At 53.3% G+C, this 16,167-nt stretch carries 16 protein-coding genes and 1 other RNA gene; 7 read left to right on the top strand and 10 right to left on the bottom strand.

Translation table 11 applies throughout. The features are described from left to right. The first annotated feature begins 170 nt into the window (after positions 1-170). Positions 171-1,739: an MASE1 domain-containing sensor histidine kinase gene (locus tag QQJ86_RS08755; RefSeq protein ID WP_345782812.1), complete on the top strand. Its 1,569-nt coding sequence runs from the start codon at positions 171-173 to the stop codon at positions 1,737-1,739. 495 nt (positions 1,740-2,234) lie between these two features. Here the strand turns inward: QQJ86_RS08755 and fur are convergent, their stop codons facing one another. Then, positions 2,235-2,654, bottom strand: a complete 420-nt coding sequence (gene fur / locus QQJ86_RS08750) for a ferric iron uptake transcriptional regulator (RefSeq protein ID WP_284320549.1) — start codon at positions 2,652-2,654, stop codon at positions 2,235-2,237. 75 nt (positions 2,655-2,729) lie between these two features. On the opposite strand from fur, the gene QQJ86_RS08745 reads away from it, so the two are divergent. After that, positions 2,730-3,209, top strand: a complete 480-nt coding sequence (locus QQJ86_RS08745) for an outer membrane protein assembly factor BamE (RefSeq protein WP_284320548.1) — start codon at positions 2,730-2,732, stop codon at positions 3,207-3,209. Positions 3,210-3,223: 14 nt separating this feature from the next. Here QQJ86_RS08745 and QQJ86_RS08740 read toward each other — a convergent pair whose 3' ends face one another. Both QQJ86_RS08740 and QQJ86_RS08735 read right to left on the bottom strand, forming a co-directional pair. Continuing rightward, complete coding sequence (locus QQJ86_RS08740; RefSeq protein ID WP_284320547.1) at positions 3,224-3,499, bottom strand: RnfH family protein; 276 nt, start codon at positions 3,497-3,499, stop codon at positions 3,224-3,226. Beyond that, the gene (locus QQJ86_RS08735) at positions 3,492-3,923 is read right to left on the bottom strand and encodes a type II toxin-antitoxin system RatA family toxin (RefSeq protein ID WP_284320546.1); all 432 of its coding nucleotides are present in this window, start codon (positions 3,921-3,923) and stop codon (positions 3,492-3,494) included. The genes QQJ86_RS08740 and QQJ86_RS08735 overlap by 8 nt, the downstream gene beginning before the upstream one ends. 79 nt (positions 3,924-4,002) lie before the next feature. On the opposite strand from QQJ86_RS08735, the gene smpB reads away from it, so the two are divergent. The 3 genes from smpB to QQJ86_RS08720 all read left to right on the top strand — a co-directional run bounded on the left by smpB (position 4,003) and on the right by QQJ86_RS08720 (position 5,449). Beyond that, entirely contained in the window at positions 4,003-4,497 is a 495-nt protein-coding gene (gene smpB, locus QQJ86_RS08730) for an SsrA-binding protein SmpB (protein ID WP_284320545.1), read from the top strand. 190 nt (positions 4,498-4,687) lie between these two features. Continuing rightward, positions 4,688-5,039, top strand: a transfer-messenger RNA (tmRNA) gene (gene ssrA / locus QQJ86_RS08725). A gap of 143 nt (positions 5,040-5,182) precedes the next feature. After that, positions 5,183-5,449 (top strand): hypothetical protein, encoded by a 267-nt coding sequence (locus tag QQJ86_RS08720; protein ID WP_284320544.1) that lies wholly within the window; start codon positions 5,183-5,185, stop codon positions 5,447-5,449. Positions 5,450-5,482: 33 nt separating this feature from the next. On the opposite strand, the gene QQJ86_RS08715 is transcribed toward QQJ86_RS08720, so the two are convergent. The 5 genes from QQJ86_RS08715 to QQJ86_RS22815 form a co-directional block, all read right to left on the bottom strand. Then, positions 5,483-6,295: a DUF4062 domain-containing protein gene (locus tag QQJ86_RS08715; protein ID WP_284320543.1), complete on the bottom strand. Its 813-nt coding sequence runs from the start codon at positions 6,293-6,295 to the stop codon at positions 5,483-5,485. Between the two features lie 119 nt (positions 6,296-6,414). Continuing rightward, positions 6,415-8,409, bottom strand: a complete 1,995-nt coding sequence (locus tag QQJ86_RS08710; RefSeq protein ID WP_284320542.1) for a DUF3732 domain-containing protein — start codon at positions 8,407-8,409, stop codon at positions 6,415-6,417. Then, positions 8,406-8,870, bottom strand: coding sequence for a three component ABC system middle component (locus tag QQJ86_RS08705; RefSeq protein WP_284320541.1), 465 nt, complete (start codon positions 8,868-8,870; stop codon positions 8,406-8,408). The genes QQJ86_RS08710 and QQJ86_RS08705 overlap by 4 nt, the downstream gene beginning before the upstream one ends. Continuing rightward, positions 8,870-10,018 (bottom strand): hypothetical protein, encoded by a 1,149-nt coding sequence (locus QQJ86_RS08700; protein ID WP_284320540.1) that lies wholly within the window; start codon positions 10,016-10,018, stop codon positions 8,870-8,872. The genes QQJ86_RS08705 and QQJ86_RS08700 overlap by 1 nt, the downstream gene beginning before the upstream one ends. Before the next feature lie 273 nt (positions 10,019-10,291). After that, the gene (locus QQJ86_RS22815) at positions 10,292-10,507 is read right to left on the bottom strand and encodes an HNH endonuclease signature motif containing protein (protein ID WP_423372976.1); all 216 of its coding nucleotides are present in this window, start codon (positions 10,505-10,507) and stop codon (positions 10,292-10,294) included. Positions 10,508-12,007: 1,500 nt separating this feature from the next. Between QQJ86_RS22815 and QQJ86_RS08695 the strand changes: the two genes are divergently transcribed. Together QQJ86_RS08695 and QQJ86_RS08690 are read left to right on the top strand one after the other, a co-directional pair. After that, on the top strand, positions 12,008-12,655 hold the full coding sequence (locus tag QQJ86_RS08695; protein WP_284320539.1) for a GNAT family N-acetyltransferase: 648 nt from the start codon (positions 12,008-12,010) through the stop codon (positions 12,653-12,655). 143 nt (positions 12,656-12,798) lie between these two features. Next, positions 12,799-13,551, top strand: coding sequence for a YkgJ family cysteine cluster protein (locus QQJ86_RS08690; protein WP_284320538.1), 753 nt, complete (start codon positions 12,799-12,801; stop codon positions 13,549-13,551). Positions 13,552-13,718: 167 nt separating this feature from the next. Here QQJ86_RS08690 and QQJ86_RS08685 read toward each other — a convergent pair whose 3' ends face one another. Next, the gene (locus QQJ86_RS08685) at positions 13,719-13,901 is read right to left on the bottom strand and encodes a hypothetical protein (RefSeq protein WP_284320537.1); all 183 of its coding nucleotides are present in this window, start codon (positions 13,899-13,901) and stop codon (positions 13,719-13,721) included. Positions 13,902-14,051: 150 nt separating this feature from the next. Beyond that, positions 14,052-16,148, bottom strand: a complete 2,097-nt coding sequence (locus QQJ86_RS08680) for a flavin monoamine oxidase family protein (RefSeq protein WP_284320536.1) — start codon at positions 16,146-16,148, stop codon at positions 14,052-14,054. Between the last annotated feature and the right edge of the window lie 19 nt (positions 16,149-16,167).

Raw genomic sequence — 16,167 nt, 5'->3', positions numbered from 1 at the left:
ATGGACTCGCCCTCGCTCGTTACAGAACGGTGGATAGTTTTACTCTCCACCGCTGGCCCATGAGGCCTTATTTAGCGCGGGGGCGAGTCCATGTAATTACGAACCTGCGCATAGCTCACGAAGTGGGCACTGCCCGCTAACATCCGCCAATGCGCCTGAAACTTTCCTTCTTGAAATCCGCCCCGTTCGCCGCCCTTGCCTACGGCGTGTTATGGGGTCTGCTCTGGCCGACCACCCAGCCGGACTGGACCCTGCAGTTCGGCCTGCGCTTTGGCGTGCTGTTGCTGTCACCGTTGCGCTATTGGCCGTGGCTGATCGGCGCGGAGCTGTTCGCCGCACTGTCAATCGAATACTGGTACGGCTACACGCTGGATTGGCGCTCTTTTGTTTTTGGTGATCTGCCGCAACCAGTGATGGTGGCGCTATGCCTGGGTTTGCTGCGACGCGCGAACCTGCGGGCAAGCATGCGCGATCCGGAAGAAGTGTCGCGCTTGCTGCTTTCAGCCGGTTTTACCGGCGTGGTCGCCACCGCCACGGACGCGGTGACGATGGCGGCCATGCACGAATTGCCGTCGACCGGTTTGCTGGAGGGCCTGGGCAACGAAATACTCGGTTACTACGTCGGCTCGCTGCTGCTGGTGCCCCCACTGCTCATGCTATGGCGCGCGCGCCCTTCCAAACAGGAGATGTCTGAGCTGTTGATGGACGGCTTGCTGGTGATGCTGCCGGCGCTGATCATTTTGCTGATCCTCACCGAACAGGCCGCACCGCAACGCGAGTTCGCACGCATCCTGTCGCTAGCACCCGTGCTGTTCTTTGCGTTCCGGCACGGTTGGCGCGGCGCAGGGCTCGCCATGCTGGTATCGAGTTTGGGCATGGCCTTGGTCGATCGTGTCTTTACCCACGTGGTGCCGACGGCTTCTTCGCACATGTTCCTTGCGGTGGCCGGCACCGGTGCGTTGATGCTGGGCTCGGCGACCGATGCGCTTCGCCGCAGCAGCGCACGTATGGCGGAACAGAACGTGTACCTTGCCGCGGTGAATCGTCGCCTCGATCACCTCGCTCGCCAGCTGCGCGATGCCGCGCGCGGCAACCTGCAAGCGGAAGAAAACCAGCGTCGCCATATGGCAGCCGAACTGCACGACGAACTGGGCCAGAACCTCACCGCCATTCAGACGCACGTGAAGCTGGCACAGAACCGCCTGAAGCAGGCGGGCATGGAAGATATCAGCGCCTCCATCAACGGCATCCTTGCCCACATGCGCCGCGCACTGCATCGAGTCATGGACGATCTGCGCCCGGCAGTGCTGGATGAGTTCGGCCTGATGCGGGCGCTGGACGAAGGCCCCATTCGCGACCTGCTCGCCACCGCCGGCATGGCCTATTACACGGAGCTGCATGGCGATCCCCGCATGCTGGAGGAAGACATCCGCACCGCCATCTACCGGTTGGCTCAAGAGAGCGCCACCAACGCTGTGAAGCACGCCCAGGCCACCGAATTCCGGTTGCGCTTGCGTATCGGCGAGCGCACCGGTTTGGCACTGGCCTTGGTGGATATCCGGGACAACGGCGTGGGCCTGCCCGAACGCGTGCCGCGCGGCGGCAGAGGCTTGCAGGGCATGCGCGACCGAGTCACTTCACTGGGGGGATTGTTCCGCTTACGCCCTGATAGCCAGGGGGTTCACCTGCGGATTTTGCTGCGCAGCAACATATCTAAGCGCGAATCCAGTGACTTGTGACACTGTAACTAGGAAATTTTCCAATACCAGCTCCGTAAAACCTTCGTTAGGATCAATCCCATCGATGTGGGGGAGCCGCCGTCGCGAGACGGTGAGCACGAGTCAACCGTGGGGACGGTGGACTCGAAGAATGGCAGGATGCCATTCCGCCGGAGTCTGGACATTTGCACGTATCGCGAGCAACTCCGATACACAGCAGTCAAGAGACAACGGTAAGCCGCAGGGTGGACAGGAGTCCTCCCGCGGCTTTTTTTATGCCTGCGATTTCCTTCCTGCCCCGGGGCTTCAGCGTGATGGCCAGTCTCGCCCCACCGTCATTCCGGCGAAGGCCGGAATCCAGTGCAAATACGTCGTGCGAAGCACTCAACACCTTCTTTAGGTGTCCTTCGGACGCATATTTAGACTGGATTCCGGCCTTCGCCGGAATGACGGTGAGGTAATGCACGCGTATCGGGTTATGCCAGCCGATCGGCTAGCAGACGCTTGGACCAGCCTCTACTTCTTTCTATTCCCCAACGGCCTCACATACATCACCAAGCTATGGTCCTGAATCTCATAGCCGTGCTTGGCCGCTATCTCGCGCTGCAAGCGCTCGATCTCTTCGCTGACGAACTCGATCACTTTTCCGCTGTCAACGTCGATCATGTGGTCGTGGTGCTGGCCACGATCCAGTTCGTATACCGCCTGCCCGCCCTCGAAGTTGTGCTTGCTGAGGATGCCTGCGGCCTCGAACTGGGTCAGTACCCGGTACACCGTGGCCAGGCCAATATCCTCCTGATGGGCCAGCAGCTTCTTGTAGACGTCCTCGGCGGTGAGATGCCTGGCGCCGTCTTCTTCGAAGATCTGGAGAATGCGCATCCGGGGATGGGTGACCTTCAACCCGGCTTTACGGAGTTCTTGAGTTTCCTGCTCCATCGCAAGCTCCCGGTACACGGTGGAATCAAGCCATTAGTGTATCATCGACACCTCAACGATCCGGACGCACTACGAATGCAAAAGCTGATTCGCACACTGGGTTACGCCACGCTGGCACTGTCTTTGGCCAGCTGCCATCTCGTGTACACCCCCGACGTGGCCCAGGGCAATCTGTTCGATAAAACCATCGACAAGAACCTTGCCGATCAGCTTAAGCCGGGTCTCACCAAGCGCCAGGTGCTGGTGCTGCTGGGCACGCCTTCGGTATCCACGCCGTTCAACCAGAATCGCTGGGATTACGTCTCCACGTATTCGCATCGTGGCGAGAAGATGAAGGTCAATGCCATGAGCCTTTACTTCAACAACGACGTGCTGGTGCGTACCGAAGGCAACCTGTACTTCCAGGATGCGCAGAAGCTGGTGCAGCAGAGCAACAAGTACAAGACGAAATACGACGTCAACGACACCTCCGGCGACAAGTCCCCCAACGCGGGCGGCGACAACGGCGGCGGCGGCGACAACGGTGGCGATAATGGCGGTGGCGGTCCGAACTGATCGCCCTGCTCGTCTTATTTAGCGCGGCGGCGCCGCGCGTCTTTCGGATCAATCGTGAGCGGCCGGTAGATTTCCACCCGGTCGCCGTCTTTCAGCAGTTCATCAGCCGCCACGCGACGGGAAAAAACTCCCAATAGCGACGGATCGAACGCCAGCTCTGGCAACTCCTGCAAAATGCCTGACTGCTCCACCGCTTGAATGGCCGTACTGCCGACAGGCAGACTCACCCGGCGCAGCACTTGGCGCTCTGGCGTGGCGCAAACCACTTCCACGGCAACGCGGTCAGCCATAGACCTTGTCCGCCTCACGGCAGAAATCGTCCACCATGCGGCTGGCCAGGCCTTGGAAACCCAGCTTCAGCGCCGCGCCACCCAGGCGGCCGGCGTAATCGAAATCCAGCTCCAACGCGACTTTGCAGCCGTCCGTGCCGAGCGGGATGAAATCCCAGAAACCTTCCAGGCTGCGAAAAGGCCCGTTCACCAGACTTACCTGCAAGCGGCGCGGACGATCGACGGTATTGCGGGTGGTAAAGCTGTGATGGAAGCCGGCGAACTTGAGATCCAGCCGCGCCACCAGCATGTTGTCACCCCGCTCGATCACCTCGGCGTTACCACACCAGGCGAAGCGCTTTGGGTATGCTTCGACCTCATTGACCAGGTCGAACATCTGCGCCGGCGAATATTTCACCAAGGCACTGCGGCGGATTTGGATCACGGCACCCTCATTCCAAGAATAAAGTCGAGCCCGTCCACAGGCAGCCTGCTCGGGGGCGACAACACAAAGTTTAACGGACATGGCAAAAGCGAAGGACAAAGAGAAAAAAGAAAGCGGCGGCACGATCGCCCTCAACAAGCGCGCCCGGCACGAATACCACATCGACCAGCGCTTCGAATGTGGCATTGCCCTGCAAGGTTGGGAGCTGAAAGCCCTGCGCGCCGGCCGCATCAACTTCGGCGACGGCTACGCCGTGGTGTTGAAAAGCGAGATCTTCCTGGTGGGCACCTCCATCCCGCCACTGATCAGCGCATCCACGCACGTAGTACCCGTCGATCGCCGCACACGCAAATTGCTGTTGCATCGCCAGGAGATCGACCAACTCATCGGCGCCGTGGAACGCAAGGGCTACACCCTGGTGCCCATCGCCATGTACTGGAAAGGCAACAAGGTGAAAGTGGAAATCGGCCTTGCGCGCGGCAAGCAGGAGCACGACAAGCGCAACACCGAGAAGGAACGCGACTGGCAACGCGACAAGCAGCGCGTCATGCGCTCGCACAATCGCGCTGCGTAACGATTATCTGATCTATTTTGTCCAGAGCACCGCAGCATTTGCTGCAACCCCCACGGCCGTCATTCCCGCGAAAGCGGGAATCCATTTGCTCTGAAGCAACAAACGAAGATCGACGCCCCATTCTGCACGGGTTGATACCGCACACACCCATCACAATATATACTTCAACCGCTAAAGCAATCTTTTCCCCGGGGGTGTTCTGGCTTCGACGGGGGTAGTGAGATAGTTTGGTGCATGCCGAGGGGGCAGCTTTCCTCGTAAATCCAGCCGCAAACTTATAGTTGCCAACGACGACAACTACGCTCAGGCCCTAGCAGCCTAAGCCCCGAACCCACTTGTGCCTGTGCTTGTCGGTGTAGGGTCATTATCACGGGATCGCCCAAAGCTGCCGCCTGCCGGCCAGGGCTAAATCAAGCGGGCTGGTCCTTCGATGCGCCTCGCACTCTGTGCTGTCGCGGGACGAGATCTAACAGTGAGCTAAGCATGTAGTACCGGGCGTCAAGCGCCTTCGGACGCGGGTTCGACTCCCGCCACCTCCACCATCAAAGCAAAACGCCCGGCGAGAAATCGTCGGGCGTTTTTTGTTGCTGGACCTTATCAAGCACACTTTGGTACCAACGAAATTCAGCCGACCCGAATTAAGTCAAACCTGGAACCGTTATTCATCGAAAAATTTCTCTCGCAGATGAAAGTTCAGGAACGAAGTGAAACCAATCACTTCGACACGGCTTTTACACTCAAAGTATTTTTGGGATTGACCACACATGCATCAAAGCAGATTACCAACACATATCAAATATCCTTGACACACAAAAAAGCCAACCTCACACATGGGTTGGCTTGGATTGCTTTGGATGTTGGATTGGCTTTACGCGGGGTGTTGGAACAACACATAGACGCGCTCTTGCTTGTGTCTAAAGCGGAAAATACACCTATTACAGTTTCCTACTGAAGATCACTTCGGCCTACAAGACGTACGAAAGTATCAATCGGGAGCCACAAGCTCAGCCTTTACACCAAGCAATTTTGCGACATCTTCAAGTCTCCTTTTTGAAAAAACCCAGCCTTTTCCGCCCGTTTTCAATGGTATCCATCGCCCATTCATAGCACGCAATTGATCCATAAAACTGGTGCTGTCGCCTCTTATTGCGAAAGCCTTCTCTGAGTAATCTTCGAGACGAATACCATCATCTCTTTTTGTCTTCTTAGCAACAGCTACTGGAAGTTCTTCATCTACGTCGACCGAGGCTTTCGCAGCCCTAACTGTTCTTGCGTCTACTTTTGGAGCAACAGACATGTCTCTCATGACGATTGTCACGTGACGTAGCAAAACCTGCTTCAACTCCTGTGGAGAAGAATAATCAGCTTGAATACCCTTATCACGAATTGATACTTTAAACTGCTTCAACTTTTCAAGTTGCGCAGTATCAATGCGGTCTAAGTCAACCTGCTGTTTCGAGTAGTAAAGCATCACAGGTTTATTCTGCTTTAGAAATGAACGTATTTCTTCAACTGTGCCACTTTCCTCCACGCCCGTTGGTGATCCAAGTCGCGTCCAAAATGCACCAATCAACATATCGCAGTCTCGTACCACTTGCTTATTGATGATTTCTTGCGGACGGTCACCCATGGCTGGAGCACTATGAGACTCCCACATCACTGGCAAAAGAACATGACCGGTAACTTGGGAATTAAGTGAATTCCACTCGTGCAAAGCATCCGCAATGGCCTTTCTCTCATCGTTGACGTCTGAAGGAGAAGCAATTAGAACACTGAAAACAGTTGCTGAGTAAGGCATAAAAATCCCCTGACAACATAGAAATCGGTCATCAAAACCACAAGTCCAACGATCTTAAACATTCATCAGTGCTGATCTAAAGCGCACAGAAACTCTCCACATCTTCGTCTCTGTAAAATTTAAGAATCGAACTGTATAAATCCGTGTGACCGCCAACGGGCTCGTACAAAGGAGTCAAAATTCCAGTTTCCTAAATCAAGGTGGTCAGCATGGTCAGTCACGATGATCTGAGGAGTTACACCGTACCGCTCAGATGCCAACTCGCAACACCGAATCAGCTCTTTGTACATCTTGACCACCGACTCCAAATCATCATCAACCCGTCCCTCCCGTCCAACTCCTTGCGCCAATTCTTCGGCGTCAAATTCTTCACCGGAGTCACTAAGATAGTTAGGAAAATAGACCTGAGTTGGCTGGTCCAGGAAGAGTACAGGCGGTATCTTGCAACCCTTATCCGAATAGGCAGCAAAAGCACGATGCATCGCCAGGAACAGGGTCAAGTGGCAGTAAAGCCAATTCGCGCCGCTACCCATGGAGCGAAGGAAGATCTTCTTACCATCTTGCTCATGCCAAAGGTCAAAGGTGTCGAGTGCGAAGTGCAAATTGATTGGAAGATACGATTCTTCGAAATCAAAATTGGCGCCAATCTCTTTCATTTCCTTGTCAATGAACACCCGGATGTCATCCATCCTTTGTTTGACGTCGAACTTTGCCAGTTCCGCAGTAACATCTTTGATGCTGTTACGTAGCTCGTTGATTCTAGGCTGAGAATCAACCTTGGAAAGGGAAATAAGAAGCTCCAAGGTAGCCTCCACGCGAGTTTTCGCCCTAATGGTCAACTCCGTCAGTGATCTTCCACGGGCCAATTCCGCCGTTTGTCTATCAAGCTCATCAATTTCAGCTTGAACAGCCTTAAGTTCGTCTCTTTTCAATCGGAGTTGATTGTCGATTTCTCGCTCTTCAGCCTCAAACGTCTCCCTCATGTAAGGAGAAATTCGAAGTTCATTGTTCAGCCATTCGATGGCTTCAACCAGCATGTTTGCCTCATGCTCAATATGATTCTCCGTGGACTGGCAAAATGGACATGCGGAAACTGCTATATCGGCACTTCCTGGCAAAGGAATCGCATCAGCGTTCGTTACGAAGGCGGCGGAGAATTCCACAGACTTTTGCAGAGCAGATTTCTTCTTGGCCATTTCCCTAAGATCAGCCAAAATTTTTGATCGACGAACATCCCTATCCTGACGTTGCTTATCGAAGTCTGAGTTATTGGCATCTATGCTAATGGTCGTCTCAGTCAATCTTTGAAGTGACTGCTCCGGGTTAGCCAAGACGCCTTGCGCATCCATGCCAACAAACGCGGAACCGCTAATGGCCTCATAGGCTTCCAATGCATGTTCAATCTGAGATCGAGCTTTCTTTTTTTCCTCATCCCTTCTTGGAAGAGAAAGTTCGAGCTTCCTCAACTCCTGATTCATCTCTTCCAGGCGTTGCGACAGGACGAAGTAAGGCTGGTTCGAAACTCCCATAAAAATCTTAAAATGATTGATGACCTGCTCTCTTTTTTCCTTCTCATCAAACCTATAGAAGACAGCATGCTTGTTTGCAATCAGGTTCTGATGCTGGAGCATGAACGAGGTGAAGCTACGCACTGACGGCGTAGGCGACCTCCTCCCAGTATAGGTTTTGTAAGAATCGTCCTCATCGACACTGTCCATCTTTACAGAGAAGTACCTGCCAAGCTCATCCTTAAAGTCTTTGAGTGGGCGGAAGTATCCATCCTGAAAAAGACTTGCATCGATAAAAATCGGCTCATCACCTGTCCAGGATTCAACCTCTCTAACAAAGGCGTGCTTGTCATCCGGCCTCCTGGCTAGAACCAAATCAAAGCCTTCAAAGCCAAGCACCGTAAAATAAAGGGAAGCCGCCTTTGTGATTTCACCCTCGGGCACTGTGTAGTCTTCACTACCAAAGCAGTAGTCGAAAATCTCAATGATGGCGCTTTTCCCTGTCGATGACTTTCCTGTAATGATGTTCAATCCACGCAGAAAATGAACATGATGGACACCCCCATCCTTATCCAACACACCAACAAACTTGACAAAACACTTCATAGCCTTCCAACCCCTAGAATCCTGTAAACCGCCGGAACACTGTAAGGCGACATCAACTTTGCCAGATTTTTGGCCGCCTTCATCTCCTTTGGCATCAATCCCTCGACCTCATTGGCCACTAGTCCAGCAGCAATAGATAGATCTTCCTTTACTTCGAGATGATTGCAACTGACCGAATTTTGTATCGCGATGCCAGTTACGCTCTTCCACCTCTCAACACGGGCAGAAAGGCCCACCAAAAAATCCTTGTTCTTACAAAACGTAATCAACGAGCTGGTTGATCTGGCGTTCTCCAGGAACTTCCTCGAAGGAGCATGGAGGACAATTGGCAAAACCAAGTAACTAAGCAAAATACTGCGCTCTTGGCGCTCCAGCGCAAAGAAAAAGCTTTCAATAACCGGAGCCAGCACAAGTGGGCTCCGGGTTAGAGTCGCGTAATTCTGAAATGCTTTGATGGCCATTACCAAAGCCTCCAGACAACCTCATCCTTCTCATCGGCCAACATGTGATACACCCCGTTTCGAAAGTCGATGGGGGTCACATCAAAACCTGGAAAGGGTTGCGCATCAGCGCCGGTAATGGCGTCATAGAAAGTCTGGGAAGCAGCCATCTGATCACTCCCCATATTGCGCTTGGCACTTCGATGCCTTGTCTCGTGGATTCTGACCAAACCGTCTATATAACCCTGACATGACTCAGGAGAAATCTCATACTCCTTGAAGTCCTTTAGAACTGTGTCGTTTGCGTATAGATAGTTACTAATGGCGATGGACAATATCTTTCCTTGATACCCAATCTCGACAATCTTTTTTACGAAATTCTTTTCCTGATAAAGGTCAACTTCATTTTGACCAATTTTCACCAATGGAACTTGGTATCTTTTTGGAAAAACTAGAGTGTCTCGGCCATATGTTTTCCTAAGCTCCGCAACCTTTGCGTCAAAACCGTCAAAAATGACCTCCCAACCACCTTCGATAACATCGGGGTTGATGATGTAACCAAGCGCGCCTTCTAAAAATGCGCCTCGTTTGGCGTCTAGAACACCCTTTCCCCATAGGTACTTCATTTTGTCCCAAAGCTCGTGCATTCCCTCACTTTCACTTGAGATGAGAACCTTCCCTGCTACTTCAAGAAGCTTTTGCCGATTGTCGTTCTTCATCAATTTGCGCTGTATCTTCAAAACGCCTGATGGTTTTGCTTGAGGCTCTTTTTCCTTCGCGGCCTCATACTTCTTCCCAGCCTCTTTCCATATAGTTTCGAGAATGCCTACACGATCAGTCGCACTCGCATCATTCCATTTCTGCAATTTACACTGCGGACCGATTGTTTGTGTGGTCAAGAGCACAAGCTTTGAGTACGGAGCATGATCGAAGCTTCCATCGCACCAGTTTTTCAGCGTCTTCCAAAAGTTTGGGTGGTTGTCCGTCAGGTTGTCGGCGTACTGCTTGGTCTCAATCTGAACCTCAGAGGTTGTAACATCGCCAAACCTCTCTATCCACAAGCTTTCCGACTTACCCAGACGGAAGCATTGATCCAGAGCAACGCAGAATTGAAAAATGCTGCCTGCAAGGGAAGCAGTCGCATCATTGGCTACTTTCTTGTCTTGCACGAACCTCTCCACGTCTCAAAAGAAACTTAGAAGACTGTCTAGTAGCGACATCGACAGTCTTTGTCGCTTCTTGAAAGAAAATACCTGCATGACCATGCCCTAACTTCCAAGTGCAACATCGAAGAGAAGCACTAAGACGCGCTCTCGTCTATTGCCGTAATCACAATCGACTAGCCCAAGTGGCAATGGCTTCAAATGCCAGAGCAAGAATGCTCAGTCTGGGTTACGCCCCTACCCAATCTAGTGCTGAGCCAACGCTCTGTTAGACGATAACTATTGACGCAACTTAAGCTTGCTCTCTTTCAACCATGTGGAAAAATCTGTATCGCTCTTAGAGCTATTGTGAGACTTGCACATAGGTTGAAGATTGCTCACCGAAGTCCTCCCCTTGTTATTCCAAGCTTTGATATGGTCAAGCGTCATCTCCTTGCTGTCACAAGCATCGATCACACAAACCCTACCTTTGACTCGGAAAACCTCCTTCTCCATATCATCAGGCCAATCGTGTTGGTCCACATACGCGTCATGCTGATCGGCCGGAGTGGGTATTTTCCGTGTCTTTTTGCATTCAGCACATTCCACTGTCTTTCCAGCGTTATCCCAATCAGAACTTCTATCCTTTTTGCAAAGTGGACACTTAAAGTACCAATCCATAAACTCCCCCCTTGATTAGATTCGCCATGACTTCGCTATCGCTAACATCGGAAGGACATCGATTAGAAGTCCACTGACAAATAAGACCTTTGCTTTCATTTGTCCTCCCTAAACAACACCCCTTCCCAACAGCGACAGCCAACCACCCCTGATGTCTCCATCAAGGTGTTGGATATCTGAATTGAATTCCCCCGATCACGCTCACAGCCCCCTGTATGCGTGTATGGCCGTATTCCTGGCCGGTCCCTAGATTGTCACTACCCGAGCCTCAACCGAGACTCTCGTCACATAGTCAACCATTTCAGGATGTGAAAGGAACGTGATCTATTACCCTCCAAACCCGAGCTAGGACATGGAGTTATGGTCAGGTCGTAAGGGGCATCCAGAGATGCAGGAAAATGCACCTACAACCTGGACGATTTTTCAGTCCGAGTTTGGTATTACAGGGTTGATGACAAGCTGATGGCGCATTCTCACTCTGGCCCATCGCATCTTGTATGGATGGGCCAGACCAACCGATGGACCTAGTTCAATTCTTTCCGGTAGGTCAAACTCGTCAGATGACAATCCGAAGATGCATGAAGGCTCTTCCCTCAAGAGCCTAATCTTGTGCAATACATCGATTGCAGCACTCATCATCTGGCCCGTCTCACCCTTAAATTCGGATGCGAAACTTCCATCCTCACGCATGTAGATGTAGCAACCCCATACAATTCGGTGAGGGAGATTGCCCTTTGACAGTAGGCTTCGAGTTCCACGATATCTTCGCCATAGCGCACTTCTCCTTGGTATGGTGAAGGCATCCTGCTCTATCTGAATTGACTGATGGCGGGAGTCGAACCCGCGTCCGAAGTCAGTACGGATTTGGTGCCCAGGAGAGGACTCGAACACACTCGTTGGATGCAGTTTTATTTTGCAAAAAACTCGATATCTGGATCACCCAAGTTCATCTGTAGCCCATGAAAAACTGGTAGGCTTACGGGGTACCGAGCGAAGTATCAAATTTTTGCCAGTGAGTCGGTGAGAGCCAAAAAACTCTTTTAGATTCAATGTGGTGATGGAGGTATCACTTCCAGAACCCCGCCACCTCCACCATCAAAGCAAAACGCCCGGCGAGAAATCGTCGGGCGTTTTGCTGTCATCTCAGACAACGAGATCAAGCTGTGCTTTAGTTCGAAACCATGAGAACGCAGCGATCCAAATGCAACGGCCGCATCACCATGGATCAGCTGACTCACAGACACGCGAAGATTGATCTGTCGAAGTTCTAACCACCTTGAGAGTCCATCAGAGAACGTTCGACACCACCAAGCTAAGCACTACGTGGAACTAACGATGGTCGGCTCCTACGTTGATCCGAAACTTGTTTTCGCTTGGCAAACAGCGCATTCGCTGGCACGGAGCTCCCCGCCCCCTGTTCACGACCGCGGGGGCTTTAGGGTGGATACCCATTCGGCGAAGGAAGTGAAGCGCTGGGTCTTTCCGCAGCTGTGTGCAGGGTTGCACGATATCGCACGTGAGATTACCGCCCCACGACATTATCTGAAGCTGTGCGGCACCAACGACGAACTGCAAAGCGCACTACCCGCACGCTGGGAGATTCAGCCGGCAAATTACTTCATGAGGGCTACCGCGACCATCGGCGAAACAAGGTCTTTGCCCGATGGATACAGGATGGAACTACATCAAACCGGGCCGGTTACCCAAGTTTATGTTATCGCACCGAATGGAGATCTAGCTGCCAATGGTTCTGCAGCGGAGACCACAGATGCCTTCATCTACGATCGCATCGAAACCGCATCGGATCACCGACGAAAGGGACTGGGCATCGCAGTGATGAGCACTCTTGAATCCGCAAGAAAATCCTTCTCTGCTCCACAGCTCCTAGTTGCAACTGAAGACGGTCGAAGCCTGTATACGAGCCTTGGTTGGACGGTGATCGCGCCTTTCGCCACTGCGACAATTCCAGACATGATTTTTTGAAGCTGGGCCGGCAATTTGGGGGCAGAAGTAGGTGTCATTGACCAGACGCGGCAATCAACGCGGTTCTTTGACCAAAAATAAGTCGACCTGACACTATTATTCGAGTGCAAAAATGAAAGATAGATATCGGCTACCCATCGCATATGAAAGAACTGTCGGATGAACTCGCAGCAAAAATCGTCAATGCCGTACTTGAGGAGCGATGCGCATCCGAAGAAGGTATGCGTCGATACCGGCCACTGCTTGAGGAACGGGCACATAGGATCGTCGAACGCCTCATCGTTGGCGCCGGTGAAGACAGCGGGTCCAACAATGATTCTCCCAATCAGATCCATACCCTGTTTAACGTTGCCGACACCATTGTCAAGGATGAGCTAGGCAGCCATCACTATCCCAAGCCAGCATGCCCGGACGATGGCGGATGCGCCATGTGTTGTACGCATATGCGCATTGTTCTTAGCGTGCAGGAAGCTGCCGTTATTGCGAAGGAACTGCTCAAACTAACGGAGCCTGAAAAGGCAGAGATCGCCCACCGACTTCCTTCACTCGGAGAATCTGGACCTGGTTCACGATGTGCTCTGTTGGACGAACAAGGCCTGTGCACCCTCTACGCAGCACGCCCCATCAACTGCCGCACGTATCGCTCATGCTCGATAACTGCATGCGAGGACCGTGTCCGGCTGGGCCGAAATGCCGGCGAGGAAGTGGTTTTCACATACCCGTTCGACGATCTGGTCCGCAAGTCGTTCCATCACGTGGTGGGGCCGAGTGAAACGCCGCACTTTCTTGAAATGAATACGTTCCTAGCGAGCGTTCTGCATGACGATGAGGGGCTTGCAGCATGGGCCTCTGGCCAGCTTGAAAGAGAAAACGAAGAGAAAACGGGACGGAAGTAGTTAAACCACCTCCGTCCCGAGTTGCGGTCGGAAGAAACGAGTAGAGCGAAAAACATTCCGATTCGCGCAAAGCAGGAAACCCAATATGACCTGGCGAATGCCCTTCGTCACATAGGATGTCGCACCACCCGCGTGACGGGCGACATGGTCGCCAAGGACTAACAGGATCAACCGATAGGCACGCATTCCCACTTGCCGTTAACCCACACGGCATGCTCTCCCGGCGGACACATGGGTATGGGAGGCGCAAAGGAGCGCGCGTACTGCGGCATTTTTGTATCGGATGTGCCGCTGGCGTTCACACACAACGCCAGGCCGAACAACGTCAAACCGACGAATAAGCTCTTCATAACGTCACTTCCCATATGGAGGGCGCTGCTTGATGAAGACGCAACGATGACCAGAGGAGCGCCCGTGGCTCTGGCCTTAACGACACGACGAACAAGTCCCGGGACGGAGCAGGTAGTCCAATCGCCTCTCCGTCCCAGTCCTGTAAGCGCTCAAACCGCCTCGGTATCTTTTCGTGGCCCCGCTTTCCGAAGCAGCTTGTGCAGTTCTTCGGTGGTCTCGTCTGTCGATGCTTCCGGACAGATAAACGGATACTCCCGATTGTCGATAATCGGCTCGACGCCGAAGAAATCGTTGAGCACCGATTCGGACGTGCAATAGGCACCTTCAACCCACGCCTGATCATTCGAATACGCCTCGCCGACGATAAAGATATCGGCGTCGGCACCGTCGATCAGTTGCGAGGGTTTGCGGATCTTGCGTTGCACGTCACCGACGTCGAAGTGCGGCGCCCATTCGTGGTAGCCGGCGTTGAACGGGGGCAGCGACCAGTCCATGTAAGCGGCCTGCAGAGGTTCGGGCACAGCGCTGTAATCGGTATTGGGACCGAAGTGAAGTTCGGCCAGCATCTTGCGTAGCATCTTCACCATGCGTTTTGGCACAGTGCGTGGACCTTCCAGGGGTTGGGTGTCCTGTGAAATCGGTATCTCGCGTTGATGCTTGGGACCTAGCTCCAGTTCCTGCCAGAACGCGGTGTTGTCCTCGTCGTCGTAGCTGGCCAGGATGCCGTAGATGGGCTTCTTCTTCGGCTCGATCGCGTTGTTGCCGAAATACACCACCATGCGAATCGGCGCGTTGCTGACGCTTGGACCAATGGTGTCGTTGCGCGAGACAACGGTCAGTTGCTTGGTCTGCGCGATAGTTAGCGCCTGTTCGGTGATGTTCTCGATGGCGCTCACCATATCCGTCACGGAGGTGTAAGGTACGTCGATCAAGGTATGCATCGCTTTTAAAGCCGTCGCTGGGAACTTCAGCGTACGCAGCTTGGCAATCGTATCCGGCGTGATCGTGTAGCCGATGATCTGCGCGGGATACGGTGCTGGATTGTCTGCGTCGGGCGCCCACCATGGCTGGTCGAAGAACATGCCCACCTTGTACGACGGTTGCATGATTGTCGATTCCAGGTACAGGTTGACTTTCTCGTGATTCAACACGTCCACTTCGCCCTTCGCCGGTGCGCGGAAGCGCGTGGCTTGCGCTACCAAGTCTATCGCTGCGCGCGGCATCGCCATCCAGGCTGCGTCAGCTTCCCGTGAGCCAGCGGCGATGTTGGGATTGTCGCGATGGGCGTAGGTAAACGTTGCCTTGCCGGCTTTCCAGAGGATCGAATGCAGGCGCGTGTCGGGGTGATAGCGAAAATCGATGCCCTTGGCCTTGGCAAGCTTCACGACCTCGTCGAACAAGGCGTTGAACATGCCCGAATAGCCGATGGACAGCGTACGGTACTGGCTGCCGGGCGTAAATTCGTTGTTGATATTGAACGACACGCCGGCATGCGTGTTGATCACATTGGAGCTATAGCCGTTGCCGTCGGCGGCATAATCGAAACCTTCCGCACCCAGCTGATCGTAGAGCAGGTTCCAGTAGCCGATGTCCTTGAGATAGTCACCTTGCTGGAACACGCTGGATTCCGGCAGTTGCGCGGTGATTCGTCCATGTTGGTAGAAGCGGCACCAATCACGGCGTGTGAACTCCGCCCACGGCTTGGTCGTCGCCAGGTCTTGCACGGTGGTGAAGCCCTGGTCGGGCGTGGTGGATGCGCCGAAGTTGTTCACCGTATACGGTGCGGGAGTGTTCGAGCTGATGGCGTTGAGATAGAAGTTGCGCGAGCGCAGATAGAACAGCTGATTATTGGTGACGTTAAACGGCACCGAATACTTTTCCAGGCCAAGCAGCGAGATCACCGCGGAGACCACGCGGTGCCCCGGCGCCAGGCCGTTGTTCGGGTCCGGAAATTCCTTGGTCGGCGCATTATTCCAAAAGGAATAGCGCATGCCGCCGAGTTCAACGTACGAATCGGTCTTATCGTTGTTGTAATGCCAGGTGCATACGCGGGCACCGGCTGCGCGAGTGCCAGTATGGCGCTTGGAAAAATCGTAGCGGCCCCAGTCGTACAGCTCCAAAATGTCGCCCTTCTTCAGCTGTTTCGAGGTGAATTTGGTTTTCTTGCATTCGCCGCTCAGCAGCCGCCAGGCGGTGTATAGGCCGGCGGCACCGGCGCCGAAGATCGAGTAGGTTTTTTGCGTCATGACTGAGCCCTCGGATTGG

The organism is Dyella acidisoli, from assembly GCF_030160295.1.
GTDB classification, from domain to species: domain Bacteria; phylum Pseudomonadota; class Gammaproteobacteria; order Xanthomonadales; family Rhodanobacteraceae; genus Dyella_B; species Dyella_B acidisoli.
Note: the sequence above shows the minus strand (reverse complement) of the source record. Positions and strands in the feature narration are given on the sequence as shown.